26 protein-coding genes are annotated in these 26,108 nt (G+C 60.8%); 14 read left to right on the top strand and 12 right to left on the bottom strand.

Annotated elements, in window-relative coordinates; translation table 11 throughout:
• Nucleotides 1–6 precede the first annotated feature (6 nt).
• The 4 genes from AC13F2_RS11330 to AC13F2_RS11315 form a co-directional block, all read right to left on the bottom strand.
• The gene (locus AC13F2_RS11330) at nt 7–936 is read right to left on the bottom strand and encodes a tetratricopeptide repeat protein (RefSeq protein WP_196846801.1); all 930 of its coding nucleotides are present in this window, start codon (nt 934–936) and stop codon (nt 7–9) included.
• A gap of 104 nt (nt 937–1,040) precedes the next feature.
• Entirely contained in the window at nt 1,041–1,868 is an 828-nt protein-coding gene (locus AC13F2_RS11325) for a helix-turn-helix domain-containing protein (RefSeq protein ID WP_482965267.1), read from the bottom strand.
• 142 nt (nt 1,869–2,010) lie between these two features.
• Entirely contained in the window at nt 2,011–4,281 is a 2,271-nt protein-coding gene (ptsP, locus tag AC13F2_RS11320; protein ID WP_221597962.1) for a phosphoenolpyruvate--protein phosphotransferase, read from the bottom strand.
• 71 nt (nt 4,282–4,352) lie between these two features.
• Nucleotides 4,353–4,508, bottom strand: coding sequence for a YdcH family protein (locus tag AC13F2_RS11315; RefSeq protein WP_103022448.1), 156 nt, complete (start codon nt 4,506–4,508; stop codon nt 4,353–4,355).
• A 165-nt stretch (nt 4,509–4,673) separates the two neighbouring features.
• On the opposite strand from AC13F2_RS11315, the gene AC13F2_RS11310 reads away from it, so the two are divergent.
• Nucleotides 4,674–4,883 (top strand): YdcH family protein, encoded by a 210-nt coding sequence (locus AC13F2_RS11310; RefSeq protein ID WP_103022707.1) that lies wholly within the window; start codon nt 4,674–4,676, stop codon nt 4,881–4,883.
• Nucleotides 4,884–4,977: 94 nt separating this feature from the next.
• A complete protein-coding gene (locus tag AC13F2_RS11305; RefSeq protein WP_103022447.1) occupies nt 4,978–5,433 on the top strand; it encodes a DUF1465 family protein in 456 nt (151 codons plus the stop codon).
• Here the strand turns inward: AC13F2_RS11305 and AC13F2_RS11300 are convergent, their stop codons facing one another.
• Complete coding sequence (locus tag AC13F2_RS11300; protein ID WP_482965266.1) at nt 5,434–6,897, bottom strand: glycerol kinase; 1,464 nt, start codon at nt 6,895–6,897, stop codon at nt 5,434–5,436.
• Between the two features lie 62 nt (nt 6,898–6,959).
• Between AC13F2_RS11300 and AC13F2_RS11295 the strand changes: the two genes are divergently transcribed.
• The 6 genes from AC13F2_RS11295 (at nt 6,960) to AC13F2_RS11270 (ending at nt 13,945) form a co-directional block, all read left to right on the top strand.
• Nucleotides 6,960–7,832, top strand: a complete 873-nt coding sequence (locus AC13F2_RS11295; RefSeq protein ID WP_482965265.1) for an MBL fold metallo-hydrolase — start codon at nt 6,960–6,962, stop codon at nt 7,830–7,832.
• On the top strand, nt 7,817–8,503 hold the full coding sequence (locus AC13F2_RS11290; RefSeq protein ID WP_482965264.1) for a DUF4230 domain-containing protein: 687 nt from the start codon (nt 7,817–7,819) through the stop codon (nt 8,501–8,503). The genes AC13F2_RS11295 and AC13F2_RS11290 overlap by 16 nt, the downstream gene beginning before the upstream one ends.
• A 90-nt stretch (nt 8,504–8,593) precedes the next feature.
• Nucleotides 8,594–9,370 (top strand): hypothetical protein, encoded by a 777-nt coding sequence (locus AC13F2_RS11285; RefSeq protein ID WP_482965263.1) that lies wholly within the window; start codon nt 8,594–8,596, stop codon nt 9,368–9,370.
• Between the two features lie 70 nt (nt 9,371–9,440).
• Nucleotides 9,441–10,427: a quinolinate synthase NadA gene (gene nadA / locus AC13F2_RS11280; RefSeq protein WP_103022442.1), complete on the top strand. Its 987-nt coding sequence runs from the start codon at nt 9,441–9,443 to the stop codon at nt 10,425–10,427.
• A 24-nt stretch (nt 10,428–10,451) separates the two neighbouring features.
• Nucleotides 10,452–12,569 (top strand): prolyl oligopeptidase family serine peptidase, encoded by a 2,118-nt coding sequence (locus tag AC13F2_RS11275; RefSeq protein WP_482965262.1) that lies wholly within the window; start codon nt 10,452–10,454, stop codon nt 12,567–12,569.
• 59 nt (nt 12,570–12,628) lie between these two features.
• Nucleotides 12,629–13,945, top strand: coding sequence for a DUF2254 domain-containing protein (locus AC13F2_RS11270; RefSeq protein ID WP_103022706.1), 1,317 nt, complete (start codon nt 12,629–12,631; stop codon nt 13,943–13,945).
• 2 nt (nt 13,946–13,947) lie between these two features.
• Here AC13F2_RS11270 and AC13F2_RS11265 read toward each other — a convergent pair whose 3' ends face one another.
• Nucleotides 13,948–14,856, bottom strand: a complete 909-nt coding sequence (locus tag AC13F2_RS11265) for a DMT family transporter (RefSeq protein WP_482965261.1) — start codon at nt 14,854–14,856, stop codon at nt 13,948–13,950.
• A gap of 54 nt (nt 14,857–14,910) precedes the next feature.
• On the opposite strand from AC13F2_RS11265, the gene AC13F2_RS11260 reads away from it, so the two are divergent.
• The gene (locus AC13F2_RS11260; protein WP_221597970.1) at nt 14,911–16,023 is read left to right on the top strand and encodes an alkene reductase; all 1,113 of its coding nucleotides are present in this window, start codon (nt 14,911–14,913) and stop codon (nt 16,021–16,023) included.
• A gap of 22 nt (nt 16,024–16,045) precedes the next feature.
• Here AC13F2_RS11260 and AC13F2_RS11255 read toward each other — a convergent pair whose 3' ends face one another.
• Together AC13F2_RS11255 and lipB are read right to left on the bottom strand one after the other, a co-directional pair.
• The gene (locus tag AC13F2_RS11255) at nt 16,046–16,369 is read right to left on the bottom strand and encodes a hypothetical protein (protein WP_482965260.1); all 324 of its coding nucleotides are present in this window, start codon (nt 16,367–16,369) and stop codon (nt 16,046–16,048) included.
• Nucleotides 16,366–17,037, bottom strand: a complete 672-nt coding sequence (gene lipB, locus AC13F2_RS11250) for a lipoyl(octanoyl) transferase LipB (protein WP_222828334.1) — start codon at nt 17,035–17,037, stop codon at nt 16,366–16,368. Before lipB ends, AC13F2_RS11255 begins: the two co-directional genes overlap by 4 nt.
• A 58-nt stretch (nt 17,038–17,095) precedes the next feature.
• Here lipB and AC13F2_RS11245 point away from each other — a divergent pair, with 58 nt between their 5' ends.
• Nucleotides 17,096–17,920, top strand: coding sequence for a glycerophosphoryl diester phosphodiesterase membrane domain-containing protein (locus tag AC13F2_RS11245; RefSeq protein ID WP_482965259.1), 825 nt, complete (start codon nt 17,096–17,098; stop codon nt 17,918–17,920).
• Here the strand turns inward: AC13F2_RS11245 and AC13F2_RS11240 are convergent.
• Nucleotides 17,917–18,525 (bottom strand): class I SAM-dependent methyltransferase, encoded by a 609-nt coding sequence (locus AC13F2_RS11240; RefSeq protein WP_301643071.1) that lies wholly within the window; start codon nt 18,523–18,525, stop codon nt 17,917–17,919. The genes AC13F2_RS11245 and AC13F2_RS11240 overlap by 4 nt on opposite strands.
• A 121-nt stretch (nt 18,526–18,646) precedes the next feature.
• On the opposite strand from AC13F2_RS11240, the gene AC13F2_RS11235 reads away from it, so the two are divergent.
• Nucleotides 18,647–20,011: an MFS transporter gene (locus AC13F2_RS11235; RefSeq protein WP_482965258.1), complete on the top strand. Its 1,365-nt coding sequence runs from the start codon at nt 18,647–18,649 to the stop codon at nt 20,009–20,011.
• On the opposite strand, the gene arsC is transcribed toward AC13F2_RS11235, so the two are convergent.
• From arsC to AC13F2_RS11220, 3 genes are read right to left on the bottom strand one after another with little or no spacing between them, the layout of a single operon-like run.
• On the bottom strand, nt 20,008–20,352 hold the full coding sequence (gene arsC / locus AC13F2_RS11230) for an arsenate reductase (glutaredoxin) (protein WP_221597976.1): 345 nt from the start codon (nt 20,350–20,352) through the stop codon (nt 20,008–20,010). The two genes, AC13F2_RS11235 and arsC, sit on opposite strands and share 4 nt — an antisense overlap.
• A 22-nt stretch (nt 20,353–20,374) precedes the next feature.
• Nucleotides 20,375–20,920: a (2Fe-2S)-binding protein gene (locus AC13F2_RS11225; protein WP_103022433.1), complete on the bottom strand. Its 546-nt coding sequence runs from the start codon at nt 20,918–20,920 to the stop codon at nt 20,375–20,377.
• 22 nt (nt 20,921–20,942) lie between these two features.
• Nucleotides 20,943–21,710 (bottom strand): class II aldolase/adducin family protein, encoded by a 768-nt coding sequence (locus AC13F2_RS11220; RefSeq protein ID WP_482965257.1) that lies wholly within the window; start codon nt 21,708–21,710, stop codon nt 20,943–20,945.
• Nucleotides 21,711–21,829: 119 nt separating this feature from the next.
• On the opposite strand from AC13F2_RS11220, the gene AC13F2_RS11215 reads away from it, so the two are divergent.
• The 3 genes from AC13F2_RS11215 to AC13F2_RS11205 all read left to right on the top strand — a co-directional run bounded on the left by AC13F2_RS11215 (nt 21,830) and on the right by AC13F2_RS11205 (nt 26,060).
• Nucleotides 21,830–23,179 (top strand): MATE family efflux transporter, encoded by a 1,350-nt coding sequence (locus AC13F2_RS11215; protein ID WP_482965256.1) that lies wholly within the window; start codon nt 21,830–21,832, stop codon nt 23,177–23,179.
• A gap of 62 nt (nt 23,180–23,241) precedes the next feature.
• Nucleotides 23,242–25,629: a chemotaxis protein CheA gene (locus AC13F2_RS11210; protein ID WP_482965255.1), complete on the top strand. Its 2,388-nt coding sequence runs from the start codon at nt 23,242–23,244 to the stop codon at nt 25,627–25,629.
• Nucleotides 25,626–26,060 carry a chemotaxis protein CheW gene (locus tag AC13F2_RS11205; RefSeq protein ID WP_103022430.1) on the top strand — a complete coding sequence of 145 codons (435 nt, stop codon included), beginning with the start codon at nt 25,626–25,628 and terminating at the stop codon, nt 26,058–26,060. The genes AC13F2_RS11210 and AC13F2_RS11205 overlap by 4 nt, the downstream gene beginning before the upstream one ends.
• The last annotated feature ends 48 nt before the right edge of the window (nt 26,061–26,108 follow it).

Genomic DNA, 26,108 nt, shown 5'->3' with positions numbered 1-26,108 from the left:
GATCCGTCAATTGCACTTCACCTTGCCGCGATTGGCATCGTACTGGGTTTGCAGGCGGCCAGAGGCGAGCGCGGGATATGTTTCTGCAAATTCCGCCAGGGCGATACATGCACGGCGCGTATCGTTCAGCGCGATCATCGATTCCGCCAGATACAGCAAGCTGTCACCAGCGCGCGCACCGGTCTTGTCGTCCTGATAGTTTTTCAGGAACCAGGGGGCCGCTTCCTTGGCCTTCCCATCGTCGAGATAGGCACGGCCAAGGAGGTTGCGGCCATAGGTAGCGCGCCAGTGATTGGGGTTCTGTTCCACGAACATGGTCAGCTGCTGCTGCGCTTCTGGATAAAGCTTCGCTTCCCACAGGCGGAAGCCATAGGAATATTCATCGTCGAGCGGATCGTCCGTCTGGGGTTTGGCGATGGCCTGGACCTTCGCCAGTCGTTCCTGCGTAGGCCCGGCTTGGGCCGCAGGGGCTGGAGCCGGTGCGGGCGTCGCACCGGCACTGGACGACGAGGTCGAGGTGGGCACCGGTGTGAAAGTCGACGAAGGCGCTGGCATGCTGCCCGACCGCGCCGCTTCGAGGGCTTCGACCCGTTCCGCCAGCAGACGGATGGTATTGCCGTTTTCTTCGTTCAGGGCAGTCTGGCGCTGGAGCTGCGTTTCCAGCGCATCGAGCCGTGCCAGAATATCCGTGACCGCTGTGGTGGATGTCGACGGAGCAGTGGGCCGCGCTGTGGGCTGTGCGCTGATTTCCGGTTCGAAGAAGCGCCCGTCGGCGCCGGGGAATACCTTGCGCTGAAGCGCACGAACTTCCGATTCGAGACGGCGCAGGCGCGCTTCGTCATTGCCGTCCTGCGGCAAGGCAGGCGTCGAAGTAGCCAGCAGGGCAAAACCCGCACCCACGAAGGAGAGGTGACGGGCGAACGATCCGAAAGTCATCGGGAGAAGCTCCACACGAGTATTTATAGTAACCAAAACTGCACTAGGGCCGCGAAGCTGTCGAGGCCATGAAGGGGCTTATCCCCTTTCGACAGAAGGGCGATTCAGCCGCCGCTGGGCGCCGGTGTCGCAGGGCCGGCAGGCCGATCGGCGCGCGCCAGCAATGCCTCTGCCGTCACCGGAACATCCTTGATGATCTCGTCCTCTTCCGAAAGCTTGGGAACAGCGCGGCCGCCGACCGTAATTGCGAGGGCGTAGGGACGCCCGGTCCAGACCTGCGGCCCTTCGGCATCGGCGGGAATGGTGAAACTGTCGCCCTTGGCCATCTGCGCTTCGAACAGCCGATCACCCTTGCTGTCGTAGAACTTGACCCAGGTATCATCCATTTCGCTGGTGAAGACGACGGGCCCGGTCGCAGCCGGAGTCTGTGCCGGGGCAGGCGTGGCAGCGCCCTGGGCATTCGTCGCCACCTGTTCTTCGGGCCCCTTCAGCGGTGCGGGGCCGAGGCCCGGCGCGAAATAGCTGCTGTAGAAGGCGTAGATGCCGCCCATCAGAAGCACGGCGGCGAACAGCGCAAACCATGCAAGACCACGGCCGGGTACACGCGCAGGATCGCCCGGTTCGAACTTGGCCGGGGTGACGCTGCGATCGTTGCCCTGCGCCAGTTCTTCGCGCACCTGATCGACTATTTCCCGTTCATCCAGCCCGACGAGCCGGGCATAGGTACGCGAGAAGCCGACAGCATAGGTGCGCGCCGGCAGATCTGTCAGGGCGCCCTCCTCTATCGTCAGCAGGTGCCGCTGCGGAATGCGCGTTTCGGCGGCGACCTGTTCGAGATCGAGCCCGGCCTGTTCGCGCGCGCGCTTGAGCCGCGCACCGACGCCGCCAGCCTCTGGCACCGCTTCGTGTTCAAGAGTTTCTTCGTCGCTCATGCGATCCCCGATTTATCCGATCCTGCGGTTGTTCCGCATGTAGTCCTGTTGCCACGCAAAGCGAACCTGCCGGGCAACTGTCAAGCATGCTTAATAACACATATCCGAACGACCGACCAAAAGAGGCGCATTCGAGACGAAATCAGTCGAACTCGATATCCCGCTCGTTCGCCCACTGCTGCAGTTCGGCGCGCATGTTGGGGGGCGGCGATGCCAGCAGACGATTCATGAATTCGGTGATCTCGCCAAGGTCGACCTTGCGGACCAGTTCCTTGATCGGGCCGACCGCAGCCGGAGTGATCGACAGGCGCCGGTAGCCGATGCCGAGCAGGGCCAATGCTTCCAGCCGCCGGCCACCCATTTCGCCGCACACGCCCAGCCTGACGTTCTGGCCGATCAACGATTGCGAGACGCGCGCCAGATACCGCAGGATCGCGGGGCTCAGCCAGTCGTAACGCTCCGCCAGTTTGGGATTGGCGCGGTCGGCCGCAAAGAGGAACTGGGTGAGGTCGTTGGTCCCGACCGAGATGAAGGACAGCTTGGGCGCAAGCAGATCGAGCACGTCCGCAAGCGCGGGTACTTCGAGCATGCAGCCGTATTCGATCGTTTCGGGCACCACCTTGCGGCGATCCCGCAGGAATTTCAGCTGGTCTTCGAAGACCTGGCGGCCGGCGTCGAATTCCCACGGTTCGCTGACCATGGGGAACATCACGGACAGCGTGCGCCCGGCTGCCGCTTCGAGCAGGGCACGGGCCTGTGCCTTCAGCAGGCCTTCGCGTTCGAGCGAGAGACGCAGGGCGCGCCAGCCCATGGCCGGGTTCTCGTCACGCTCGGCCACGGCATTGTCGAGATAGGGCACCGCCTTGTCGCCGCCGATGTCGACGGTCCGGAACACGACCGGCTTGTCGCCGGCGGCGTCGAGCACATCGCGATAGAGGCGCATCTGCCGATCCCGCTGGGGAAGGGTCGAGGAGACGAGGAACTGGAATTCGGTGCGGAACAGGCCGACCCCGTCGGCACCGCTCATCGCCAGCGCGCTCATATCGTCGCGCAGGCCGGCATTCATCATGACGGTTATGCGCGTCCCGTCGCGGGTGAACGGCTCCACCTCGCGCAGTTCGGCATAGGCGGCCTGTTTCTCGCGCGTCTTGGCGAAGCGTGTTTCGAACGCTTCGAGGACCTGCTGGTTCGGACGCAGGGTGACCATGCCGCGGTCGGCATCGAGTATCACCTCGTCCCCTTCGGCGACGCGCGAGCGGATCCCGGTGACGCGCCCGAGCACCGGCACGCCCATGGCGCGTGCCACGATCACCACATGGGCAGTGAGTGACCCTTCATCCAGCACCACACCCTTGAGGCGGCGCCGGTCGTATTCGAGCAGTTCCGCCGGGCCGAGGTTGCGCGCAAACAGGATCGCATCGCGCCGCAGACCTTGCGTCGCGGCCGTGCCGAGCTGGCCCGAGACGATGCGCAGCAGACGGTTCGACAAATCCTCCAGATCATGCATGCGATCGGCCAGCAGCGGGTCGTCGATTTCGCGCATGCGCATCCGGGTGCGTTGCTGGACGCGCTCGATCGCCGCTTCGGCGGTGAGGCCGCTGTCGATCGCCTCGTTGATCCGGCGGCTCCACCCTTCGTCGTAGGCGAACATCTTGTAGGTCTCGAGAACCTCGATGTGTTCGCCGCCCTTGCCGAATTCCGCTTCCCTGCCGAGCGTGTCGATCTGGTCGCGCATCTTGTCGAACGCGCGGTAGACGCGCTGGCGTTCGGCCTCGATATCCTCGGCCACGACCTGATCGATCTCGATCCGGGGCTGGTGGAAGACCGCCTTGCCCGCCGCCAGACCTTTCACCAGGGTCAGCCCTTCGAGCACATCGTTTTCGACATGCGCGATTTCGAGGTCGATCTGCTCCTCGTCGTCGACCAGTTCCTTGTGGGCAATAAGCTCCGACAGCACCATGGCGGTGGTCTGCAAAGCCTCGATCTCGACCTCTTCGTAGCGGCGCGGGTCGACATGCTGGACGCACAGCACACCTACGGCGCGTTCCCGGTAGACGATCGGCACACCGGCGAAGGAATGGAATTTCTCTTCGCCCGTTTCGGGGCGATAGGCGAAATCGGGGTGAGCCTTGGCTTCTGCCAGGTTCAGCGTCTCGATATTCTTCGCGATCGTGCCGGTCAGGCCTTCGCCGATCGCCAGGCGCGTGACGTGGACGGCTTCGGGATTGAGGCCCTGCGTCGCATAAAGTTCCAGAGCGCCTTCACGAAGCAGATAAATCGAACAGACTTCGCTCAACAGGCTTTCGGCGATGATTTCGACGACCCGGTCGAGCTTGTGCTGCGCGTGGGTACGCCCAGCCATGATCTCGTGAAGGCGCGTGAGGATCTGGCGGGCGGATGCTGCAGCTGACATGGCTACAGCCTATAGCAAATATACCGAAAGGCGGAAGCGGGACGCATGGCCCCGCTTCGTTTTGGTCAAAGTCAGCAGGAAGCGATTTCTTCCTTGATGCGCAGCTTCTGTTTTTTGATCTGCTGCATCATCGCAATGTCGGGCGAAGGCCTGATCTGTTCTTCGTGCAGGCGAGCCTCGAGCCCGGCGTGCTTGGCTTTGAGCGCGTCGACATGGGATGATTGCATCGGGTTGTCTCCTTGACGTTTGTGCGACCCCAGGAACGACTCGTTTGCTTGTGCGGAACGAGCCGCCGGGAGAGCATGAAACCATAGGATTGCCAATTTACAAAGGGGCATCTTGCGGGCATGCGGCAAGGCGGTCGATTGGGGCGATTGTCCGGGAAGGTCGTGGTGAACGAACAGGAACTGCGCAAGAGGCTGGCATTGCTCCGTAGCGAGCATCGCGACCTCGACGTGGCAATAGCCGCACTGACCGAAGCCGGCGACCAGCGCGGCTTCGTGGACCAGTTGCAAATGGCGCGACTGAAGAAGCGCAAGCTGGTCCTGAAGGATCGCATCGCCGCGATCGAAGACGTTCTCCTGCCCGATATCATCGCGTAGACGGACCGGCCCACGCCGCCGGAGTGCGTCAGGCCGGGACAACAAAGATTAATCCGCTGGAGCCTTCGACTGGTTGGGTTTATCGGCCCCCACCATGTCGGCACGTAATATCAATCACGAAATCATCGAAGAACTGTATTCGGAAGCGCTGGTCCTGGCGGACGACGCACGGGCAGCCTTCGACCTCCGCTTTCAGGACAATGCAGCCGACTGCAATGATCTGACGCGCGTTGCACTTTCGATTGAAGGTCTGCGCACCACCACGCGCCTGATGCATGTACTGGCGTGGCTTCTCAATCACCGCGCCTACATGGCCGGCGAATTGTCCGATACGCAGCTCGAGCATTGCGGCACCTTGCCGGAAGAACGACAGGCCGATGCCGACAATCTTGCCCGGCTGGAACCGGAAACGCGCGCGTTGATCGAGGAGAGCGAACGGCTGCATGCCCGGGTCGCGCGACTCGATCGCGAAAGGCGCGCAGATATCGCCGTAAAGATGCCCGTGGCCTCCCTACAGGGCCGCATTGCCAAGGCGTTTGCCACAGGCTGATCAGGCCGCGCTGAGCGCTTTCGAGTAGCGGGCGAGACGCGACGTTCTCACATCGCCATCCATCTTCGGCGAAAATGTAGTCGTTTCGCTGCGCATGGTGAGAGCTGCCGTTTCGAGGTCGGCGTGGAGACCGCATCCGACCGCGGCCAGAATGGCAGCCCCGAGAGCTGTGGTTTCGATAAAGTCCGGTCGTTCGACTTCTATTTCGAGAATATCTGCAAGGTCCTGCGCCATCCAGTCATTGGCGCTCATCCCGCCATCGATTCTCAAATGCGTCCAGGGAGCACCATCGGCAGCGAAGGCCGATGCGAGATCGTGCGTCTGATGGGCCATTGCCTCCAGCGCGGCCCGGGCGATCTGCGCGCGTCCGCTGGCAAAACTGAGCCCGGAGATGACCCCCCGCGCATCGGGCAGCCAGTGCGGCGCACCGAGCCCCGCCAGAGCCGGAACAATAACCACCTCCCCGCTATCGGATATCGAGCGCGCGAGTTCTTCCGTTTCCGCTGCGCTGCCAATAAGGTTCAGTTGATCGCGCAGATACTGGATCAGGCTGCCCGCAACAAAACACGCCCCTTCGATCGCATAGGTCCTCTCACCATTTTCCTGATAGAGCACGGTGCCCAGCAGGCGGTTATCCGAATGCGGAATCGCCCGTCCCTTGTTGGTGAGAACGAAAGCACCGGTACCATATGTCGCCTTGGTTTCCCCGAAGGACAGACAACCCTGCCCGATTGTCGCCGACTGCTGATCGCCGGCGAGACCGCAAATGGGAACGGCGGCGCCCAGCCATTGCGGATCGCAATCGGCGAGCCTCCCATGCGAATCCACCACTTCGGGCAAGGCAGCAGGCGGGACCCCGAACAATTCGCATAGATCGCTATCGAACTGCGCCCCATCGAGCGAGAGCAGCAACGATCGACTGGCATTGCTGGCATCGCTGATATGTGCCCCGCCGGATAGCTTGTAGACCAGCCAGCTCTCTATCGTGCCGAAGGCGAGCGCACCATTTTGTGCGGCAGCCTGCACCGCGGCGTCGTGATCCAGCATCCATCGCATCTTGGTGCCGGAAAAGTACGGATCGAGTAACAGGCCGGTTCGCTTTTGGACCATCGCTTCGTGGCCATCGGCTTTCATGGTAGCGCAGAAATCCGCGGTACGCCGGTCCTGCCAGACGATTGCGCGAGCGAGCGGTTCGCCCGAATTGCGGTCCCAGGCCACAACTGTTTCGCGCTGATTGGTGATCCCGATGGCGGCGATCCGCGGAGCATCCTGGCCGACGACCTCTCGCGCGCATTTCAGGGTCTTGTCCCAGATTTCGCCTGCATCGTGCTCTACCCAACCCGGCCGCGGGTAATGCTGGGTCAATTCGGCCTGTGCGACTGCCTCCATCGTTCCATCGCCCGCGAAAATCATTGCACGGGTGGAAGTGGTCCCGGCGTCCAGGACGAGGATACAGTCGGCCATGCTCTCTCCCTTGCATCAGGCTGGACGTGACATGGCGCACCCCAGCCCCCATATGCAAGACCATGGCTGGACCTCCTCCCAAACCGTGGCCCACAGGCAAGGCAATGCAGCTCGAGCCGCTGGTGCGCCGCGTACTCGCGCCGAACCCGTCGCCCTATACCTATACCGGCACCCAGACCTACATTGTCGGCATGGGCGATGGATGCGCGGTTATCGATCCCGGACCGGATGAGGAAGCGCACCTGCTTGCACTGGATGCGGCCATTGGCGATGAGCATGTCTGCGCGATCATGTGCACGCATACGCATCGCGATCATTCGCCCGCCGCCAGAACACTCGCAGCACGGACCGGTGCGCCCATCGTAGGTTGTGCCCCCCTGGTGCTGGACGATAGCGGCCCGCGTGCCGACGCCGCCTTCGACCGGACGTACGAACCCGATCGCGTGATGGAAGATGGCGAACAGATGATCGGCCCGGGCTGGACGCTTTGCGCCGTCGCAACGCCGGGGCATGTATCCAATCATTTGTGCTTTGCACTGGAGGAGAGTGGCGCACTGTTTACGGGCGATCACGTCATGGGCTGGTCGACCAGCGTGGTCATTCCGCCGGATGGCGACATGAACGACTATATGAAGAGCCTCGAGAAGCTCTACGCCCGTAGCGACACGGTTTTCTATCCTGCCCATGGCGAAGCGGTCGAAAAGCCTCGTCAGCTGGTACGCGGCATGATCGGTCATCGTCGCCAGCGGGAGAATCAGATTGTTCGGCATCTTGCCGAAGGGCCACACCGGGCGGCCGATTTCATACCCAAGATGTACAAGGGTCTCGATCCCAAACTGTTCAAGGCAGCAGAGATGTCGGTGACGGCCCATCTCATCGATCTGGAACAGCGCGGCCTAGTCGCTCGTTCGGGCGATATATGGCAGACGATCTGAAGACCCGCAAAACCACCGTAGAGCCGCAAGTCAGGCGCGAACAGTCACTCGCTCGCACGCAGGCGGTGCCGTGGCTGATCGTCATCGTGCTGCTCGCCGCGGCAGCCTGGCTCGGCTGGCGTGCCTTTTTCTATCACGAGGAAGGCGATCCGGTGGGTAGCGCCATGCTGGCCTTCGAGAAGCAGAATTCGCTGACAGTGTTCTCCAGCCGCTTCGAAGTCGTGGCGGAAAGCGAGGATCGACGCGGCATCATGGGAGTGGATCTGCTGAAGAGCAGGCAAGCGGCCATCATACCCGCAACAGTCGAATATCGGCTCGATCTTTCGACCATGGACCGCGACAGGTTCGAATGGAATGACAGCAACGACACAATGACGGTGGTGTTGCCGCAGTTGCGCATTTCGCGCCCCAATCTCGACGAGGCCGAGCAGAAGACCTTCACCGAGGGCACCTATGTGAGCCGCGATGCCAGCGCCGATCTAGCACGGAACAATTCCCGTCAGGCCGAACGCAAGGCGGCGGAGTTTGCCAAGAATCCAGAGGTGCTCGCCCTGGCACGCCAGGCGGCCAAGGAAGCGGTGCGCCAGAACCTCGCCATTCCACTCGAAGTGGCAGGGTATGGCAATGTCACCGTGAATGTGCGGTTCGATGGCGAGAAGCAGCCGGGCTGATCCATCCCGGATTGACGCACTGGCACCTCTGGGAGTAAATCTGCGCACACAGAACAAGGTCGCTCGGTTCATCGCCTGAGGATTTCGAGTATGGCCACTGCTGCAGCGCCGCAGGTTCTTGTCGATCGCGGCAATACGCGTTTTTTCACCACAATGGCTTTCGCAATGGCGGCGGTCATTGTTGCCGGTTTCTCGCTCAATCTGGCGATGGGCCGATCAACCTTCGCATCGCCTATCGTTTTTCATGTGCATGCCATGATCTTCATGGGTTGGGTCGGCCTGTATGTAGCCCAACACGTCACTGCCTCGCGTGGACAATGGGCCTTGCACAGATCGCTGGGCAAACTCTCCTATTTCTGGGTGCCTGCCATGGTGGCAGCGGGCTGTACGATCATGATATTCGTCGCTCGGCGTACCGGTGGGCCATTCTTCTTCAATGTCAGCGAATTTCTGATTGGCAATCTCGTTGGAGTGATGACCTTTGGCGGTCTGGCGTGGTGGGCGCTCAGAATCCAACGCTACACGGGATGGCACCGACGGCTGATGCTGTTCGCGATGAGCATTCTGACCGGCCCGGGTATCGGGCGGCTTTTGCCCATGCCCCTCCTGATACCCAATGCGTGGACAATTTCCTTTTGCGTGACGCTGACCTTTCCCGTGATCGGCATGGTGGCCGACAAGCGCAAGTTCGGGCGCGTCCATCCTGCCTATTGGTGGGGCATGGGGATTCTCGTCGGAAGTTTCGCCGTATCGATGGTTCTGGCTTTCTCTCCGGCCGGTTATGCCATCACCAATTGGGTGATTGCAGGCACGCCCGGAGCCGAACGCCCGATCGAGGCTTATCTTCCGCCTGGCTTTACCATGTGAAACCCGGAACGCCCTCGCCTTCCGGCCCGTTCGGTCTATAGAGGCCACAATTGGACCAACGGGACACGCAATGACCGCACAGACCGACCTGCCCACCGGACAGGATTTGCTTGCCGAGATCGACCGCCTCCGCAAGGAGAAGAACGCGATCATCCTCGCGCATTATTACCAGACCGCCGATATTCAGGATATTGCCGACTTCGTCGGCGACAGCCTCGAACTGTCGCGCAAGGCTGCCGATACCGATGCTGACGTGATCGTTTTTTGCGGCGTGAAGTTCATGGCCGATACGGCCAAGATCCTCAGCCCTGAAAAGATCGTGGTTCTGCCGGACATGGACGCCGGTTGCAGTCTTGAAGACAGCTGCCCGCCCGAAAAGTTCAAAGCCTTCCGCGAAGCGCATCCGGATCACATCGCGCTCACTTACATCAACTGTTCGACGGAAGTGAAAGCGCTGAGCGACGTTATCGTCACCAGCTCGAGCGCAGAAACGATTATCAGCCAGATACCTGAAGACCAGAAAATCATCTTCGGCCCCGATCGGCATCTGGGCGGCTATATGAGCCGCAAGTTCAACCGCGAAATGCTGTTGTGGCCGGGCGTGTGCATCGTGCACGAAGCCTTCAGCGAAACTGAACTGCTGAAGCTCAAGGCGCAGCATCCCGGCGCCCCGGTTGCCGCCCACCCCGAATGCCCGCCGACGATCGTCGATCATGCCGATTATGTCGGCTCGACCAGCGGCATCCTGCAGTTCGCGCAGACCTTCGAAGGCGATACGCTGATCGTCGCGACCGAACCGCACATCATCCATCAAATGGAAAAGGCGCTGCCTGAAAAGAATTTCATCGGCGCCCCCGGTGCGGATGGAAACTGCAGCTGCAACATCTGCCCCTATATGGCGCTGAACACGATGGAGAAGATGTACGCCTGCTTGCGGGATCTGGAACCGCGCATCGAGATCGAGGAAGGCCTGCGCCTGAAAGCCAAGCAGAGCCTCGACCGCATGCTGGAAATGGCAAGCGGAACGATCGGCAAAGGCGATCTGGGCAAAGTCTGAACTGAGTACGAGGGGAATTACATCATGGTCGCACGCTGGGCGCTGGCCGCCGCACTTGCATTCGCTCCCACGACGATAGCCGCACAGGATACGGACGCAAACGATCCGTATATCTGGCTTGAGGAAATCCAGGGCGAACGGGCCCTGGCAAAGGTCGATCAGTGGAACGCCGATACCGAAGCCGCCCTGACGGATCAGCCAGAATATCCGCTTGCCAAGGCATGGGCGAAGCAGATCCTCGACGATACGCGCCAGATCGCCCTGCCCGATGCCATCCAGGGCGATATGGTGACCAATCTGTGGCGCGATGCGGATAACCCCCGCGGGCTGTGGCGGATCGCCAGCCTGGAAAGCTATATCGCCGGGGCTCCCGAGTGGCGCGTTCTGATCGATGTCGATAAATTGGGCGAAGACGAAGGACAGAGCTGGGTCTGGCACGGAGCCAATTGCCTTGCCCCCGACTACGCCCGCTGCCTTATCGCGCTCAGCCCCGGTGGCACCGACGCTGATGTCGTCCGCGAATTCGATGTCACCACCGGTCGCTTTGTCGATGGCGGCTTCACCTTGCCGGAAGCGAAGTCGAACGTCGCGTGGTTCGATGAGGATACGCTGTTCGTCGGCACGGACGAAGGCGAGGGATCGCTGACGGATTCGGGTTATGCGCGCCTGGTCAAACTCTGGGATCGTGGCACGGATTTCTCCACTGCGCGCCAGATTGCGGAAGGCGAGCAGGCCGATATCAGCGCTTCTGGCTTTTCGGTGCTCGATGGGGATACACGCTGGCGCTTCGTCAATCGTAGTCCGAGCTTCTGGACCAACCAGATATCCCTCGTAAAGGCGGATGGCAGCACGGTTCCCCTGCCCCTGCCCGAGGATGCCGAATTCGAGGCGGTGCTGAACGGCCTTGTCATTGCAAAGCTCAATTCCGCGCTCGAAACGACGGGCGGCACCGAACAGCCGGGAGCCCTGGTTGCATGGTCGCTCCAAAGCGTTCTCGACGGCTCCGACCCTGCGCCATTCGCCGTTTTCCGGCCGAGCGACACGCAGGCAATCGAAGAAGTGGCCGCTTCGGAAACCAAGCTGTGGGTCAAGGTTCTCGATGACGTTTCAGGAAAGCTGATCGAACTTTCGCCCGGCCAGTCGGGATGGACGGCGCGCGACATGGAACTGCCTGCGAACAGCACGGTCCAGATTGCCGAAACCAGCGGCAGGGGCGATACCGCCTTCGTCACGGTAGAGAGCATGCTCACGCCTCCCACGCTCTACGCCGTTCCAAGCGAAGGCGAAGCGGTCGCCATCGCCAGCGAACCCGCCCAGTTCGACGCGAGCAAGTTCACGGTCGAACAGAAATTCGCCACTTCGAAGGATGGCACCAAGGTTCCCTATTACCTCGTTCGGCCGAAAGATGCGCAAGGACCGCTGCCCACGTTAATCCATGCCTATGGCGGCTTCCGCGCGGCGCAGACACCCAAGTACCTCACGGCGGAACCCTATCGAAGCGGGCCGCTGGGGCTGTTCTGGGTTGAAAGCGGCAATGCCTATGTGCTCGCCAATATCCGGGGCGGCGGCGAATACGGGCCACGCTGGCATGAGGACGCCCTGCGCGAAAAGCGGCAGAACAGTTTCGATGATTTCCATGCGGTGGCCGACGATCTCGTGGCGAGCCGTCTGACGACGCCGGGCCACATCGCTGCGAGCGGCCGGTCGAACGGCGGTGTGCTGGTGGGCGCCGTCGCCAACCAGCGGCCCGACCTTTACGGCGCCATCATCAGCGGAAGCCCGCTGATCGATATGCGCCGTTACAACAAGCTTCTCGCGGGTGCGTCCTGGATGGCGGAATACGGCAATCCCGATGTTCCCGAGGATTGGGCCTTCATTAAGGAATGGTCCCCCTACCAGAATATGTCGGACGGGCCCGACGTACCGGCCGCCTTTTACTATCTGTCCACATTGGATGACCGGGTGCATCCCGGCCATGCTCGCAAGGCTGCCGCCAAGCACGAAGCGTACGGCCAGACATTCTATTATCACGAATACCGCGAAGGTGGGCATTCGGTCGGTTCCGACCATGAAGAAGACGCAAAGCGCGCGGCCCTGCTGCTCTCCTATCTGACCCGGGAAATCGGCAAGGATGCGGATTAAGGCACGCAATTGCAGGTGAAGCGTTCATCCCCTGATCAACATTGGCAGGGGATGGCCGCTTGACCGCCGACATTCGTTTTTTCTGGGCACGGCTTAACGCGAATTACTGGTTCTATCCGGCGTTGTTTTCCATCGTCGCGGGAGTGCTGGCTTTCGTTATGGTCGCCCTCGACCGCGCAGGCTTCGCGGAGTTTCTGAACGACATAAGCTGGATCGTCCCCGCACGTCCCAAGGGCGCGTCCGACATGCTCACTGTCATGGCTGGCAGCATGATCGGCGTCGCCTCGACCGTATTTTCGATTACAATCGCTGCAGTTGCCTATGCCAGTGGCAATTACGGTCCGCGGCTGCTCACGAATTTCATGGAAGATCGTGGCAACCAACTGAGTCTGGCGACCTTCATCGGTAGTTTCGTTTACGCCCTCGTCGTTCTGCGCGCTGTCAGGACAGAAGACGAAACGCCGACGAATGCCCTCGATGCAGCAACCACGGCCCTTCCCGGTTTCGTACCGCAATTATCACTGCTTGTGGCATATGCCCTCATGGGCATGTGCGTGGCCGTCCTCGTTTATTTCCTCAACCACATCCCTTCCAGCATTCGCATCAACAAGGTTCTCGAGGGGATCGGAGAGAGATTACTCAAGGCAATCAGGGAAACATATCCTGTCGAGGAAGAGTTTCGCGACGCGGTTGAACAGAAAGGCGGCGAGCCGCTGAGAGCTTGGCATACCGGGTATGTGCAGCTGATTGATTTCGAAGATCTGGAGAAAATCGCCAAAGAATGCGGCTGTACCTTTTCGCTACGCATACGCACCGGCGATTTCGTCCATTGCGAGATGCCCTTCATTGATGTCGACGGATGCAACCCGGACGACGTCGAGGAGCGGGTTCGCAAATGCTTTACCCTGGGCCCATCACGCACTCCCGAGCAGGATCCGCAATTTCTGATCGACGAGCTGGTAGAGATCGGACTGCGGGCCTTATCGCCGGGGATTAATGATCCCTTTACCGCCATAACAGCCCTGCATTGGCTGGGGGCAGCCACAGCCGAAATCGGGCGACGGGATCTGCGTAAGGACATCTGTGGTAAGGATGCGGACGATTGCCCGGTCATCCCCCTGCCCGACGATTTCGCCCATTATGTTAGTCGCGGTTTCGGAGCGATCCGCAGCGCGGTTGCGGATTCCCCGATTGCAGCAGAAGTGATGCTCGATACGCTCGCCAACGCAGCCATCCCGGTTCAGGATGAGCGCCGTCGCGCCCTTCTGAAAGACCAGGCGGACAAGCTTGCAGGTCAGGCTCGCCTATCTTTGGTCGGGCCCGACCTCGACCGTTTCGAACGCCACGTAAGCACTTTCAACAAGGCCTTCTGGTAATCCTACCGAACGCGCCCAGCCTTGCCGGGGGCTCTTGCCAAGACAAGTGCTGCGCCGACCAGCACCATACCAAAAATATCGAGCGGCTCGAGCAATTCGCCGAATGCCAGCCATCCCACGGTTGCCGCGATCGCAGGCTGGGTCAGCAGCGCCATGCCGATGACCAGCGGCGGGAAATTTCGAAGAGAGAATACCAGCAACCCCTGGCCGATGACCTGGCTGCTCAGGGCGAGCACCAGAATGGGTGTCCAGCCAGCGGCACCGGGCCAAACGGGTTCGCCTGTCGCGACGGCCATGCCCAGCAATATCGGCGCTGCAGTCAGGCTGACCAGCAACAGGACAAACCAGGATCCGAGGACCGCTCGCGCCCGCTGGGCAGGCAACAGATAGAACGCATAGAATATGCCGGCAGCTAGACAGAACAGGTCGCCGATAAAGGTCGTTGCCGAAATCTCCATGCTACGGCCCAGCAGGATTCCTGCTCCTGCAATGGCAGCAATTACGCCCACTCCTTCCCGGCCCGAAGGAGCGCGACGGGCAGCGATCAGGCCCCAGACCATCAATATGATGCTGCCGGCGTTTCCGAACAATGTGGCATTTGCCAAACGGGTTCGCTCGATCCCGATGTGCCAGCTTGCCAGATCGACCGCGAAGAAACCTCCGGCGATCAGGCAAAGCACAGTGAGCTTTTTGTCCAATGGCTCGGGCGAACGGGACCTCCAGGTCAAAAAAGCCAGTATCGGGACCGGCAGGATGAGACGCCAGAACCCTGCCGATACCGGTCCGGTATCGGACAGACGAACCAGCCATGGGCCGAGCGCCAATGCCGCATTTCCCGCCAGCAACGCTGCAAAGTGCCATGCACTTGCCTGAAAGCCATTCTTGTCCGGCCGGCTGCTTGTCTCGTCCATGACGCGCCCCTAGCTCAAAGGCCAAGTCGCGCCAGCAAAAAGGATTTGCCCCGCATGCACGAAAGTCTGTTTCAACCACTCACCATGGGCTCGCTCGAAGCCGCTAATCGCATATTCATGGCCCCGCTGACCCGCGGTCGATCGACCCAGCCCGGATCCATCCCCAACGACATGATGACAACGTATTACCGTCAACGTGCCGGCGCAGGGCTCATCATCACCGAGGCTACTGGTATCAGCGTCGAAGGCCTTGGCTGGCCCGCTGCGCCTGGTATCTGGAGCGATGAGCAGGTTGAAGGCTGGAAGCAGGTCACTAGTGCCGTTCATGAAGAAGGCGGTCTGATCGTCCTGCAAATGTGGCACATGGGCCGACTGGTGCACCCCCTGTTCCTCGGCGGGAATCCGCCAGTTTCCGCCAGCGCAACCAAAGCGCCCGGCCACGCGCATACTTTCGAAGGACGTAAGGATTACGAACAGGCGCGCGAAGCCACGAAGGAAGACATCGCGCGTATCGTGGAAGATTATCGCCACGCCGCAGAAAACGCCAAAAAGGCCGGGTTCGATGGAGTGCAACTGCACGGAGCGAATGGCTATCTCGTCGACCAGTTCCTGCGGGACAGCACCAATCTGCGGACCGATGAATACGGCGGCAGTGCCGAAAACCGCACTCGATTCCTGCGCGAAGTGCTGACCGCCCTTGTCGATGTGTGGGGTGCCGATCGCGTCGGCGTCCGTCTGTCGCCCAATGGCGAAACGCAAGGCTGCGACGACAGCGATCCCGCGACGACTTTCGGTGCGGCTGCCAAGGTCGTGGAAGAGCTCGGCCTCGCGTTCCTGGAACTTCGCGAGCCGGGTCCAGACGGCACCTTTGGTAGCACCGACGTGCCAAAGCAGAGCCCGCTCATTCGCAAAATCTATTCCGGCGCGCTTATCCTCAACAGCGACTATTCGCCCGAGGAAGCGACTGCCGATATCGATGCCGGACGTGCCGATGCGGTAAGCTGGGGCCGGGACTTCATTTCGAACCCCGACTTACCGACCCGCTTCCGGATCGGGGCGGAAATCAGCCCCAATGTGAACGTACCGCATAGCTGGTATGGTCGCGGGCCTGAAGGATATGTCGATTATCCGGCGTTGAGCGAAGCGGAGCAGACCGCCGCAGAATGATCTCCCTTGCCGGTCGGGGATCTCAATCCTCGGCCGGCTCGGTAGCCTCATCCGGTTCGATCGAAGCCGATGCGGCATCCGTTTCCGGATCGACACCCGGTTCTGTCGACTCGCTCGCTTCAGCCGCTGTCCCTTCACGGGGGCGTGACGGAGTTTCCGGCATGGGCGGCGATTGAGAACGCAGTTGATCGAGCGGGATCATAGCGTCGCTGATCGTTCCGCCGAGTACTTCCCCTTTCGCACCTCGTCCGGCTTCCGCCTCGGTTTCTTCGGGTGGCGCATCGTCGCCGCAGGCAGACAGCAAGATCGCACCTGCGATGAGACAAAGTGTCGAACGGTAATTCATGGCTGCGCACAGGCCTTTCCATCGAGCGCTCCTAGAAAATCCGCGAAGCGCGCCCGCAATGCCTCATCGAAGGCTGCGGGTGCAAGATCGATTCCAAGCCTCTGCAGGCTGGTCACGCCAAACTCTTCGATGCCGCACGGGACGATTCCCGTAAAATGGGACAGATCCGGGGCGAGATTGACGGAAAAGCCGTGCATGGTGACCCACCGGCGGACACGCACGCCGATGGCACCGATCTTGGCCTCGCGCCCATCGATGTCACGCGTCCAGATGCCGATCCGCCCTTCACTGCGCCAGCTTTCGACACCGATGTCGGCGAGCGTGTCGATCACCCATCCTTCAACCGCATGAACGAAGCAGCGCACGTCGCGCCCGCGCTCCTTCAGGTCGAGCATTACATATCCAACCCGCTGACCGGGCCCGTGATAGGTGTAGCGCCCCCCGCGGCCCGCCTCGACAACTTCAAATCTGGGATCGAGCAGTTCGGAACCGGTCGCGCTTGTTCCTGCCGTATAAACGGGGGGATGCTCTAACAGCCACACCATTTCCCGCGCCTCCCCTTCGGCAATGGCGCGGTTGCGTACAGTCATTTGGTCTAGCGCTTCACGATAGCCTACAGGCGCTATCTCGCTCCGCCATTCGACGTTTTCGGGGGCTATGGTCGACATGTGCGATTGCGTGGCGACTGACGAAGCGCTTATCAAGGGGCAAACAGAGGGAAGCTGCATGAAATTCGATCTCGACACCGCCTGGAAAGACACCACCAGCCTGTTGACCCGGAACCTCGGGCTTCTGGCAGTCATAGCCGGGGTCTTCTTCTTCATTCCCTATGCTGGGATCGCCATCGCGCTACCCGGGATGGGCGAACTCGAAGCGGCACAGGCGAGCGGAAATGTCGATGCCATGATGGCTGCTGTCACCGACCTCTATAAAACCTACTGGTGGGCATTCCTGATCATCGCGATTCTTCAGGGGATCGGACTTCTTTCGATGCTCGCGCTGGTGCGACGCCGCGCCAATCCGACCGTGGGAGAGGCGCTCTCCACCGGTTTGCGATCGGTGCCGAGTTATATCGCTGCGCAGCTTCTGCAGACGGCCCTGATCGCCATCATAGCCGCATTGCTCGTTGGTATCGGCGCGGTGACGGGCGTCTCTGCGCTCGCGGCGCTGGGCGGCATAATCGCCTTTGTCGTGATCTGTTACGTCGTGGTCAAACTGTCGCTAGCGGCACCGATCATTGCAATCGAAGGGGAATTGAACCCGGTCAAGGTGCTGAAGCGATCCTGGGCGCTGACACGCGGCAACAGCGTTCGCCTGTTTTTCTTCTATCTGCTGCTTCTGGTCGCGTTCGTCGTTCTCTCCGCGGTCATTTCGCTCGTACTGGGGCTGGCCTTCGCGTTTGCGGGCGAACAGGCGGCACTGTTCGGCGACGCCGTAGTTTCGGGCATTGTAAACGCGGCGATGATCATCGCCATGGTTTGCGTCATGGCGGCGGTGCACACCCAGCTATCGAGATTTGCCAGCCATGGTCCGGCAGGCGCGGAGGACTAGTCCTTAGCGTCTTTCCAGCCCCAGAAGAGCTGGCAGGGGAGCACGTTCCAAAGCTCGAAACCGCGGTCGATCCTGCGAAAATGCTTCGCCATGAAATCGCGCGCCTTGGCCGAGAACTGGTAAACCAGGAATGCGCCGCCTGGACGCAGGACTTCATGCGTCGCTTCGGCGATGGCGGGGCCCACGCCATCGGGGAGCGTCGAAAAAGGCAAGCCGGACAGGACGTAGTCCGCGCCGTCATGACCGTGCGCCTTCACGATGTCGATTACATCGGCAGCAGAGCCATGTACGGCATGAAACCGGCTGTCGCGGAAATGCTTCTTCAGATAGTCGATATAGAGCGGGTTGGTATCGATGACGATCAGCGAACCATCCCGCCGAAGCCGGTCGAGCACAGGCTGGCAGAACGTTCCGACACCGGGGCCGTATTCGACGAACACCTCGCAGCGTTGCCAATCCACCGGCGCCAGCATCTTGTTGATCGTAAAGCGCGAGGATGGGATAATTGAACCCACCATCCGCGGTTCTTCGACGAACCCGCGAAAAAATACGCCCCACTGCCCGAAAAGCCGCGAAGCCCGCTTGCGCAAACTCGGCCGTGTGATGGCACCAGCACCGTGATGTCCGGTCAAAATTGCGTACCCTGTGACTGTTTCATCGAACCCCGCCTGTGCCAGCCTGTCCAACCCATTGCAAGGTCGCTGACGGCGGCGTACCGCCGGTACCATGGCCGACTTTGACCCCGTGAAAACCAGGACCGCGCCTCCAGCGTCGCGTTCGCACGCTATCCCGCGTTCGCGCATGGCGCTGCTATTTATGGTCATGCTGACGACGGCCGCGGGCAATACCGCCATGCAATCTGTCATGCCTTCGATCGGCACTTCGCTCGGCGTGGACGATGTGTGGATCAGCTTGGCTTACAGCTGGTCGGCGCTGCTTTGGGTGGTCTGCGCCCCGATCTGGGCGGAACGTTCGGACAGAAGGGGACGCAAGGCGATGATGGCGCTCGGCATATCGGGCTTCATTGCCAGTTTCCTGCTGTGCGGGCTGATGCTGTGGCTGGGCCTTGCCGGGATTCTCCCCGCGTTCTGGGCGCTGCTGCTTTTTGCCGCAGCGCGCAGTTTGTACGGCGGTTTCGGCAGTGCTGCGCCGCCTGCGGTCCAGGCCTATGTTGCTAGCCGCACGCCAAGGTCGGAACGCACGCAGGCGCTTTCCCTTATCGCCTCCAGCTTCGGCCTTGGAACGGTGATCGGGCCGGCGCTCGCGCCTTTGATGGTTATGCCGGTGCTTGGCCTTGCCGGGCCGTTTCTCGTTTTTGCCCTGATCGGGGCGGTCACCCTGATCGCACTGAGGCTGCGCCTTCCGAACGATGAACCCCAGTTCGCCGCTCGCGGTAGCGCGTATGAATCGCCCTATTCCGGCAGCCCTACATCCGAAGTTTCGGAGGAAGCCCGCGATGACGACGAGGATGAGGATTACGGGCCCGAACCAGGCAAATTACGCTGGTTCGAGCCGCGGCTGCGCCCCTGGGTCATCTGCGGTCTTCTTGGCGGACATGCGCAGGCAATGGTTTTGGGCATTGCAGGGTTTCTGGTCCTCGACAGGTTGGACCTCCGCAGCGATCCGATGGCGGGCGCGGGGCCGGTGGGCCTGGTTCTCATGGCTGGTGCAATCGCCACGCTTCTTGCGCAATGGGGTCTGATACCGCGCCTTAATCTCGGCCCCCGGGCAGCTTCGCTTTCGGGCATCGCCATTGCCGCGGTCGGCACGATCGTTCTCGCTCTGGGGCAGAATCTGCACACGATCGCGCTCGGCTATTCCATCGCTTCCTTGGGCTTCGGACTTTTTCGCCCGGGTACCACATCCGGAACATCCTTGGCCCTGACCCGTGCGGAGCAGGGGCGAGCGGGCGGCATTACGGCGTCGGTCGCCGGTGCGAGCTTCATCTACGCGCCGGCTCTAGGGGTCTGGCTCTACAACCATTCCGACTGGCTCGGCTTTGGTTTGATCGTAGCGTTCTGTAGCATCGTACTGGTTTACGGCTGGACCGCTTTGCAGGCCGACAGCACGCTGACACAGGATCGCCGCTAGAGGATTTCGAGTACCAGATCCTGCGGACGGCACAGACGCGCACCCTTTTCCGTTTCCACCAGCGGCCTTTCGATCAGGATCGGATCGCTCGCCATTGCCGCCAGGATTTCCTCGTCCGAAGCATCGGGAAGTCCGCGTTCTTCGGCATCGGTCCCGCGCATTCGCAAACCGTCTCTCGGTGCGATCCCTGCATCCCGGTACAGCTGTGCTAGCTTTTCCGCGCTGGGCGGGTCTTTCAGATACTCCACCACTTCGACATCGATTGAAGACAGGTTTTCAAGAATGGCCAGCGTCTTGCGCGATGTGCCACACTTCGGATTATGCCAGATGGTCGCTTTCACGCGTTGATCTCCATGGTTCTGTTCAGTTCTCGCTTGGGTCCGACAATGCCGGAATCTCGCGTGCCGCGTCGCTCGCGCTTATTCCAGGCGCCGGTGCCGCGCTGATGATCTCCTGCCGCCGGGCGACCCGTCCCGCGCGCTGGATGGACCGGACTAACCGCGGATAGACTCCGCAACGGCATAGGTTGGGGATTGCAGCCTTTATCTCTGCCTCCGACGGGGAGCCGTTCTTTGCCAGTAGAGCGCTGGCCGCCATGACTATCCCCGGCGTGCAATATCCGCATTGGATCGCCTGCTCTGCTACCATAGCCTGCTGGACAGGGTGCGATCGGTCGCGGCTGAGCCCTTCGATCGTCGTGATGAAGCGACCTTCGGCTTCGGCGATGGTGATCAGGCAGGAACGCAGCGCTTCGCCATCGACGTGTACCATGCAGGCACCGCAATCACCCTCACCGCACCCATATTTGGTGCCGGTCAGGTTTGCCGCATCACGCAACGCCCATAGGAGCGGGGTATCCGGTTCCAGTAGGAAACGCACCGGTTTCCCATTGACAGTCATGCTGGTCATGAAACGGGCTTAGCTCAGGAAATCAATATTTCCAGCTATCGTCGATCTTCGACACGCGGCGTTTCCACGCTTCGAAATCGAACACGCCAGCACCGCCCTGCGATGCCATGACCGAAAGGTCGCGTTGATGAACATCGACCACGTCCTGCGAGATGATGTTCGCCTCGCCCTGGCTGAGCGTAGCCACCTGGATTTCGCAGGCCCGCTGCAATGCCCACATCTTCACGAACATACCTGGAATGGTCCTGTCCATGACTACGGGGCCATGATTGCGCAGCATCAAGATCGAATGATCGCCGAGGTTTTCGACAAGTCGCTCACCTTCCTCTGCGCGCACCGTGACACCTTCGAAATCGTGATAACCGATCTGGTTCTGAAAGTTGCAGGCATAGAAATTCGTCGGAACCAGTCCGTCTTTATGGCTGCAGACCGCCATGGTCGCTGTAGTGTGCACGTGGCAGATCGCGTCTGCGCGGCGGCCCAAATGTTTATGGAAATAGGCGTGCTGCGTGAAGCCGGCCTTATTGACCATATATTGCGACTGGCCGACGTTGTTTCCTTCCACGTCGATCTTGACGAGGTTCGAAGCCGTAACTTCGTCATACAGCAGGCCGAACGGGTTGATCAGAAACACGTCCTCCTCGCCCGGCACGGCAACCGAAATGTGATTGTAGATGCTCTCGCCCCAGCCGAGATGGTCGAAGATGCGATAGCAGGCCGCAAGGTCCTGACGCGCCTGCCATTCCGCATCGCTGCATTCGAAATCGCGTGTCTTCATCTGGGTTGCCATGGCGCTCTCTCCATAAGAGGTTTTGTTTCGGGACCTGTATCGCATGGCGTCGCACCTTAGCGCAAGCGAGCCGACTTCGCGCTAGGCAAGCCTGCCGCACCCCGCTAACGCTCCGACCGATGAGCGAGACGGCCAAACTCACCCGCGGGAGTATTCGCGGCCATCTCGTGGGACAGACCCTGCCGATGATATTTGGCGTCGCAGCCATCATGTCGGTCGGCCTCATCGACGCTTATTTTATCGGCAAGCTGGGCGCACGCGAACTTGCAGCCGTCAGCTTTATTTTTCCTATAACCATCGCGCTCTCCAGCCTTGGCGTCGGCGTGATGGTCGGAATCAACTCGGTCATTGCCCGGGCGCTCGGCGAAGGCGACGTCGCGCGCGCGGAACGACGGGCGAACTTCGGAGCGATCTTTTCACTCGCTACCGGCGTCGTCCTGGGGCTGGTTCTGTATGTATTGCTCGATCCGCTATTCCGATTGATGCAGGCATCCGACGCGCTGTTGCCACTGATCGGGGACTATATGCGCCCCTATGCCCTTGGCCTCCCTGTCCTTCTTCTCCAGATGGGCCTCAACGGCGTTCTTCGCGGACAGGGTGAAGCAAGGAAAACGAGTTACGTTTCGCTGACCTACTCGGTGGCCAACTGGATACTGGACCCGATCCTGATTACTGGTGCATTCGGTTTTGAAGGCTTCGGCGTGGCTGGCGCGGCCTATGCCACCATCATCGGCTTCTTCATCGCCATCCTGGTGGCTCTGTGGTTGATCAAGGGCGCTCAGCTTCAGATCCATCCAGGAACGATCCGCGAATGTGATATGCGCGCTTCGAGCAAGGCGATCTTGTCAGTCGCGGGCCCCGCTGCCTTCTCCAACGCCATCAACCCGGTCGGCCTGTCCGTACTCACCGCCCTGCTTGCAAGTCAGGGAGAAGCTGCAGTTGCGGGGTTTGGCGCTGCCGGTCGTCTGCAAAGCTTCGCTGTCGTGCCGCTACTGGCGCTTTCTGGCTCGATTGGTGCAATCGTTGGGCAGAATTGGGGCGCGAACCGACCGGACCGCGCGCGAAGAGCCATGTGGTGGTCGGGCCTATTTTGCGTCGTATACGGGCTGGCAACGGCCATCGTTCTGTTTCTAACCGGTAATTGGTTCGCCGATTTCTTCACCGACAATCCAGCCGTCATCGAGGAATTTGATCGCTATCTCGTAATCTCGGTTTGGGGCTACGCTGGCTTCGGCTTGCTCATAGTAGCCAACGGTGCACTCAATGCAGTCGACAAGGCAGGTTTCGCCCTCGCGCAGAGCGCGGCACGCGTCTTTCTCGTAATGCTGCCTTTCGGCTGGCTGTTGAGAGCGAGCTATGGTTCCGATGCCATCTATGCCGCCGAACTGATCGCCAATCTCGCAGGCGGCGCAATGGCCGCCTTCATCGTTTGGCGCATCCTTCGCGCCGGACCCGAAAAGGTCGGGTAGCGCCAAACCAAACGTTAACCATCGTCGTCCATAGCCTCTCCCGATCGTACGAGGGGCGTTACATGATGGATGACCTGCTGGCGGATTTCGTAGCAGAAACCCGCGAGATGCTGGAAGCGAGCGGCGGCGAGATCGTCGCATGGGAAGCCGATCCCACGGATCGGACGCGGCTCGATACAATTTTTCGTTTTGTGCACACCGTGAAGGGCAATTGCGGCTTCTTCGATTTTCCTCGCTTGGAAAGGCTTAGCCACGCTGCCGAGGATGCCCTGGCCGAATGCCGTGCCGAGCGCCGCGAGCCGGACAGCACGCTCGTTTCGGCAGTCCTCGCCATCATCGATCGCATCAGCGAGATGACCGATGCTATCGGGGCCGGCGAAGAGTTTCCCGAAGGCGGCGACGATGCGCTGATCAATGCACTGCAGCCTAGGGAAACCATCGACATCGTGGGTGAACTTGCCTCGGCAAAAGCGGATCACCTGACCACCGAGATCGGCGACGATCCGTCCACACCCAAGACTGCGCGCACATCCGTCCAGCGTTCAATCCGCCTTTCGACCGAATTGCTTGACGAGGTGATGAAGGGGGTTTCCGACATGGTCCTGGCAAGAAACGACCTCGCTCGCCGGTTGCGCGAAGCGGGCGAACAGCCTGGCATCGATGGACCGTTCGATCGCCTCAGCGCTATCCTGACCGATGTTCGAGCATCGATCACTCGAATGCGCATGCAGCGACTGGAGCATCTCTTCACCACCTTCCCGCGACTGGTACGGGATCTGTCGACCGAACTCGGCAAGCAAGTCATGGTGGATTTCGAAGGTGGCGAGGTCGAACTCGACCGCGAGATGGTGGAAATGGTGCGCGATCCATTGACGCACATTATCCGCAACGCAATCGATCACGGACTGGAAGGTCCGGGCGAACGCCTGAAAACCGGCAAGCGGGAAATCGGTCTACTGAAATTCGCCGCGCGCCAGGCTGGTAATCAGATAACGATCGTCATCACCGATGACGGTCGCGGTATCGATACAGACCGCCTTGCGGCCAAGGCCGTCGCGGCAGGAATCTACACCCAGTCCGAAGTCGACGAAATGTCCGAGCGCCGTCGACATTATCTGATCTTCGAACCGGGCCTCTCCACAGCCGAACAGGTCAGTTCCGTGTCGGGCCGCGGCGTGGGCATGGATGTCGTGCGAGCGAATATCGAGCGCGTCGGCGGCTCGATCGCCGTGTCGAGCAAGCCGGACGAAGGGACGAGCTTCTTTCTGAGGCTGCCCCTCACCCTCAGCATTATTGCCGCTCTGACCGTCAGCAGTGGCGGTCAGCGCTATGCCATCCCACGCAGTTACATCGAGGAAATCGTCTTTGGATCGAGCGACCATGTCGATTTCGCCGATGCAGGCGACCGTCGTCTGGTAACCTTCCGCGGCAAACGCGTGCCGTGTCTGTCGCTTGGCCATATTCTTGGCACCGAGGCTAACGACGAGGTCGAGTGGAAGAACACCACTCTCGTCCTCATTCGCCTTGCCACCGATGACGTCTTCGCCCTCACCGTCGACAGGGTTTACGATCATGAAGACGTGGTGGTTAAGCCCATCGCACCGGCCATCATGGAAACCGGTCTCTACGCCGGCACGACCCTGCTAGACGATGGACGGCCGATGATGCTTCTCGACCTGCCGAATATCGCCCAGACGCATCGCCTTGTGAACGAGATGCGAAGCACGGCGCGAGTGGCCGAGCAGGATCAGGTCGAGCAGCGCAAAACGCTCCCCGTCATGCTCTTCCTTGGCCTTGACGGACGGCGGCGCGCCGTTCGCCTGGAACTAGTGCGGCGAATAGACACTGTCTCGCGAGATGCTCTCGATATCGAAGGCGCACGTGCACAGGCCGTCATCGACGGCTCGATCTTTACGCTGGTCGGGCATGAATTTGGCGCGCTACCAGAGGAAAAATGCCGTTTGCTGCGCTTGTCGGACGGTGAATGCGAAATCGCCTATATCGTGCGCGAAGTGCTGGACGCAGCGAACATTAATGGCGAGATCGTTCCCTCGAACGACGAGCCGCTGATCGAAGGAACGACCCTTATCGATTACGGGCTGGTTCCCGTTATCGATGGGCACGCCCTCTTTTCAGTTCATCGTCCCACCGACCGTGGTTGCCAGCCGCTGTCTTGCCGCCTTCCGACCGACAGCGAATGGGTACGCACCATTCTCGAACCCCTGGTCGAAGCAGCCGGTTACCGCATCTCGACCGACGAGAGCGAGGAAACGGACGTGGCGATCCGTCTGGCGGAAAATACTGCAGAAGTGTTCGGACCGGCACGCCGCGTGATCCATTTGCGACCAGAGCCCGAGGTTGGCGAAAATGACCTCGGCAGCATTTATCGCTACGATCGCGATGCTCTGCTGGCCGCGCTTAAACAAGCTCGCACGGGGACCAGAGCATGAGCGAACTTTTGTTGATGTGCATCATCGGCGGGCATCGCGCAGCGATCCCTGCCATCCGCGTGCAATCCGTCATCGAAATCGAAGAGATCACTCCGATCCCCGGCGTGCCGTCGTTTATTCTCGGGCTTACGGCCCTGCGCAGTCAGGCTCTGACTGTGATCGACTGCTCGGCAGCGCTCGGATTCGAAAGCTGCGGCGACATCACCGAACGGCGCGCCGCAGTCGTCGATGTCGAAGGGCATCTTTATGCGCTGCTGGTGGACGAGGCCTATGATGTCGGCGAAGCGCGCAGCGAACCAGTCGATGTTCCTGGCGGCTTCGGCCCGGGCTGGCAGGCCGCAGCACGCGGCATGGTCGAAACCGATGGAGGCCCGGCCGTGCTTATCGATGTGGAAGTGCTCGTGAAGGGGCGGGTCGCACAGGCAGCTTAAGCGAATAGTTACCTCCCGAAGGTACGAATCGCGTGAAAGCACCAGAGG

This window comes from Qipengyuania sp. L-5Y, assembly GCF_056859455.1.
Note: the sequence above shows the minus strand (reverse complement) of the source record. Positions and strands in the feature narration are given on the sequence as shown.

Excerpts from the sequence above, each read along its gene's own strand:
- AC13F2_RS11245 (WP_482965259.1), top strand. The coding sequence starts at position 17,096 with ATGAAATTCGATCTCGACACCGCCTGGAAAGACACCACCAGCCTGTTG.
- AC13F2_RS11225 (WP_103022433.1), bottom strand. The coding sequence starts at position 20,920 with ATGACCAGCATGACTGTCAATGGGAAACCGGTGCGTTTCCTACTGGAA.
- AC13F2_RS11255 (WP_482965260.1), bottom strand. The coding sequence starts at position 16,369 with ATGAATTACCGTTCGACACTTTGTCTCATCGCAGGTGCGATCTTGCTG.
- ptsP (WP_221597962.1), bottom strand. The coding sequence starts at position 4,281 with ATGTCAGCTGCAGCATCCGCCCGCCAGATCCTCACGCGCCTTCACGAG.
- AC13F2_RS11220 (WP_482965257.1), bottom strand. The coding sequence starts at position 21,710 with ATGGCAACCCAGATGAAGACACGCGATTTCGAATGCAGCGATGCGGAA.
- AC13F2_RS11305 (WP_103022447.1), top strand. The coding sequence starts at position 4,978 with ATGTCGGCACGTAATATCAATCACGAAATCATCGAAGAACTGTATTCG.
- AC13F2_RS11260 (WP_221597970.1), top strand. The coding sequence starts at position 14,911 with ATGCACGAAAGTCTGTTTCAACCACTCACCATGGGCTCGCTCGAAGCC.
- AC13F2_RS11285 (WP_482965263.1), top strand. The coding sequence starts at position 8,594 with ATGGCCACTGCTGCAGCGCCGCAGGTTCTTGTCGATCGCGGCAATACG.
- AC13F2_RS11325 (WP_482965267.1), bottom strand. The coding sequence starts at position 1,868 with ATGAGCGACGAAGAAACTCTTGAACACGAAGCGGTGCCAGAGGCTGGC.
- AC13F2_RS11300 (WP_482965266.1), bottom strand. The coding sequence starts at position 6,897 with ATGGCCGACTGTATCCTCGTCCTGGACGCCGGGACCACTTCCACCCGT.
- AC13F2_RS11265 (WP_482965261.1), bottom strand. The coding sequence starts at position 14,856 with ATGGACGAGACAAGCAGCCGGCCGGACAAGAATGGCTTTCAGGCAAGT.
- AC13F2_RS11315 (WP_103022448.1), bottom strand. The coding sequence starts at position 4,508 with ATGCAATCATCCCATGTCGACGCGCTCAAAGCCAAGCACGCCGGGCTC.
- AC13F2_RS11235 (WP_482965258.1), top strand. The coding sequence starts at position 18,647 with ATGGCCGACTTTGACCCCGTGAAAACCAGGACCGCGCCTCCAGCGTCG.
- lipB (WP_222828334.1), bottom strand. The coding sequence starts at position 17,037 with ATGTCGACCATAGCCCCCGAAAACGTCGAATGGCGGAGCGAGATAGCG.
- AC13F2_RS11290 (WP_482965264.1), top strand. The coding sequence starts at position 7,817 with ATGGCAGACGATCTGAAGACCCGCAAAACCACCGTAGAGCCGCAAGTC.
- nadA (WP_103022442.1), top strand. The coding sequence starts at position 9,441 with ATGACCGCACAGACCGACCTGCCCACCGGACAGGATTTGCTTGCCGAG.
- AC13F2_RS11295 (WP_482965265.1), top strand. The coding sequence starts at position 6,960 with ATGGCTGGACCTCCTCCCAAACCGTGGCCCACAGGCAAGGCAATGCAG.
- AC13F2_RS11215 (WP_482965256.1), top strand. The coding sequence starts at position 21,830 with ATGAGCGAGACGGCCAAACTCACCCGCGGGAGTATTCGCGGCCATCTC.
- AC13F2_RS11330 (WP_196846801.1), bottom strand. The coding sequence starts at position 936 with ATGACTTTCGGATCGTTCGCCCGTCACCTCTCCTTCGTGGGTGCGGGT.
- AC13F2_RS11210 (WP_482965255.1), top strand. The coding sequence starts at position 23,242 with ATGATGGATGACCTGCTGGCGGATTTCGTAGCAGAAACCCGCGAGATG.
- AC13F2_RS11205 (WP_103022430.1), top strand. The coding sequence starts at position 25,626 with ATGAGCGAACTTTTGTTGATGTGCATCATCGGCGGGCATCGCGCAGCG.
- AC13F2_RS11275 (WP_482965262.1), top strand. The coding sequence starts at position 10,452 with ATGGTCGCACGCTGGGCGCTGGCCGCCGCACTTGCATTCGCTCCCACG.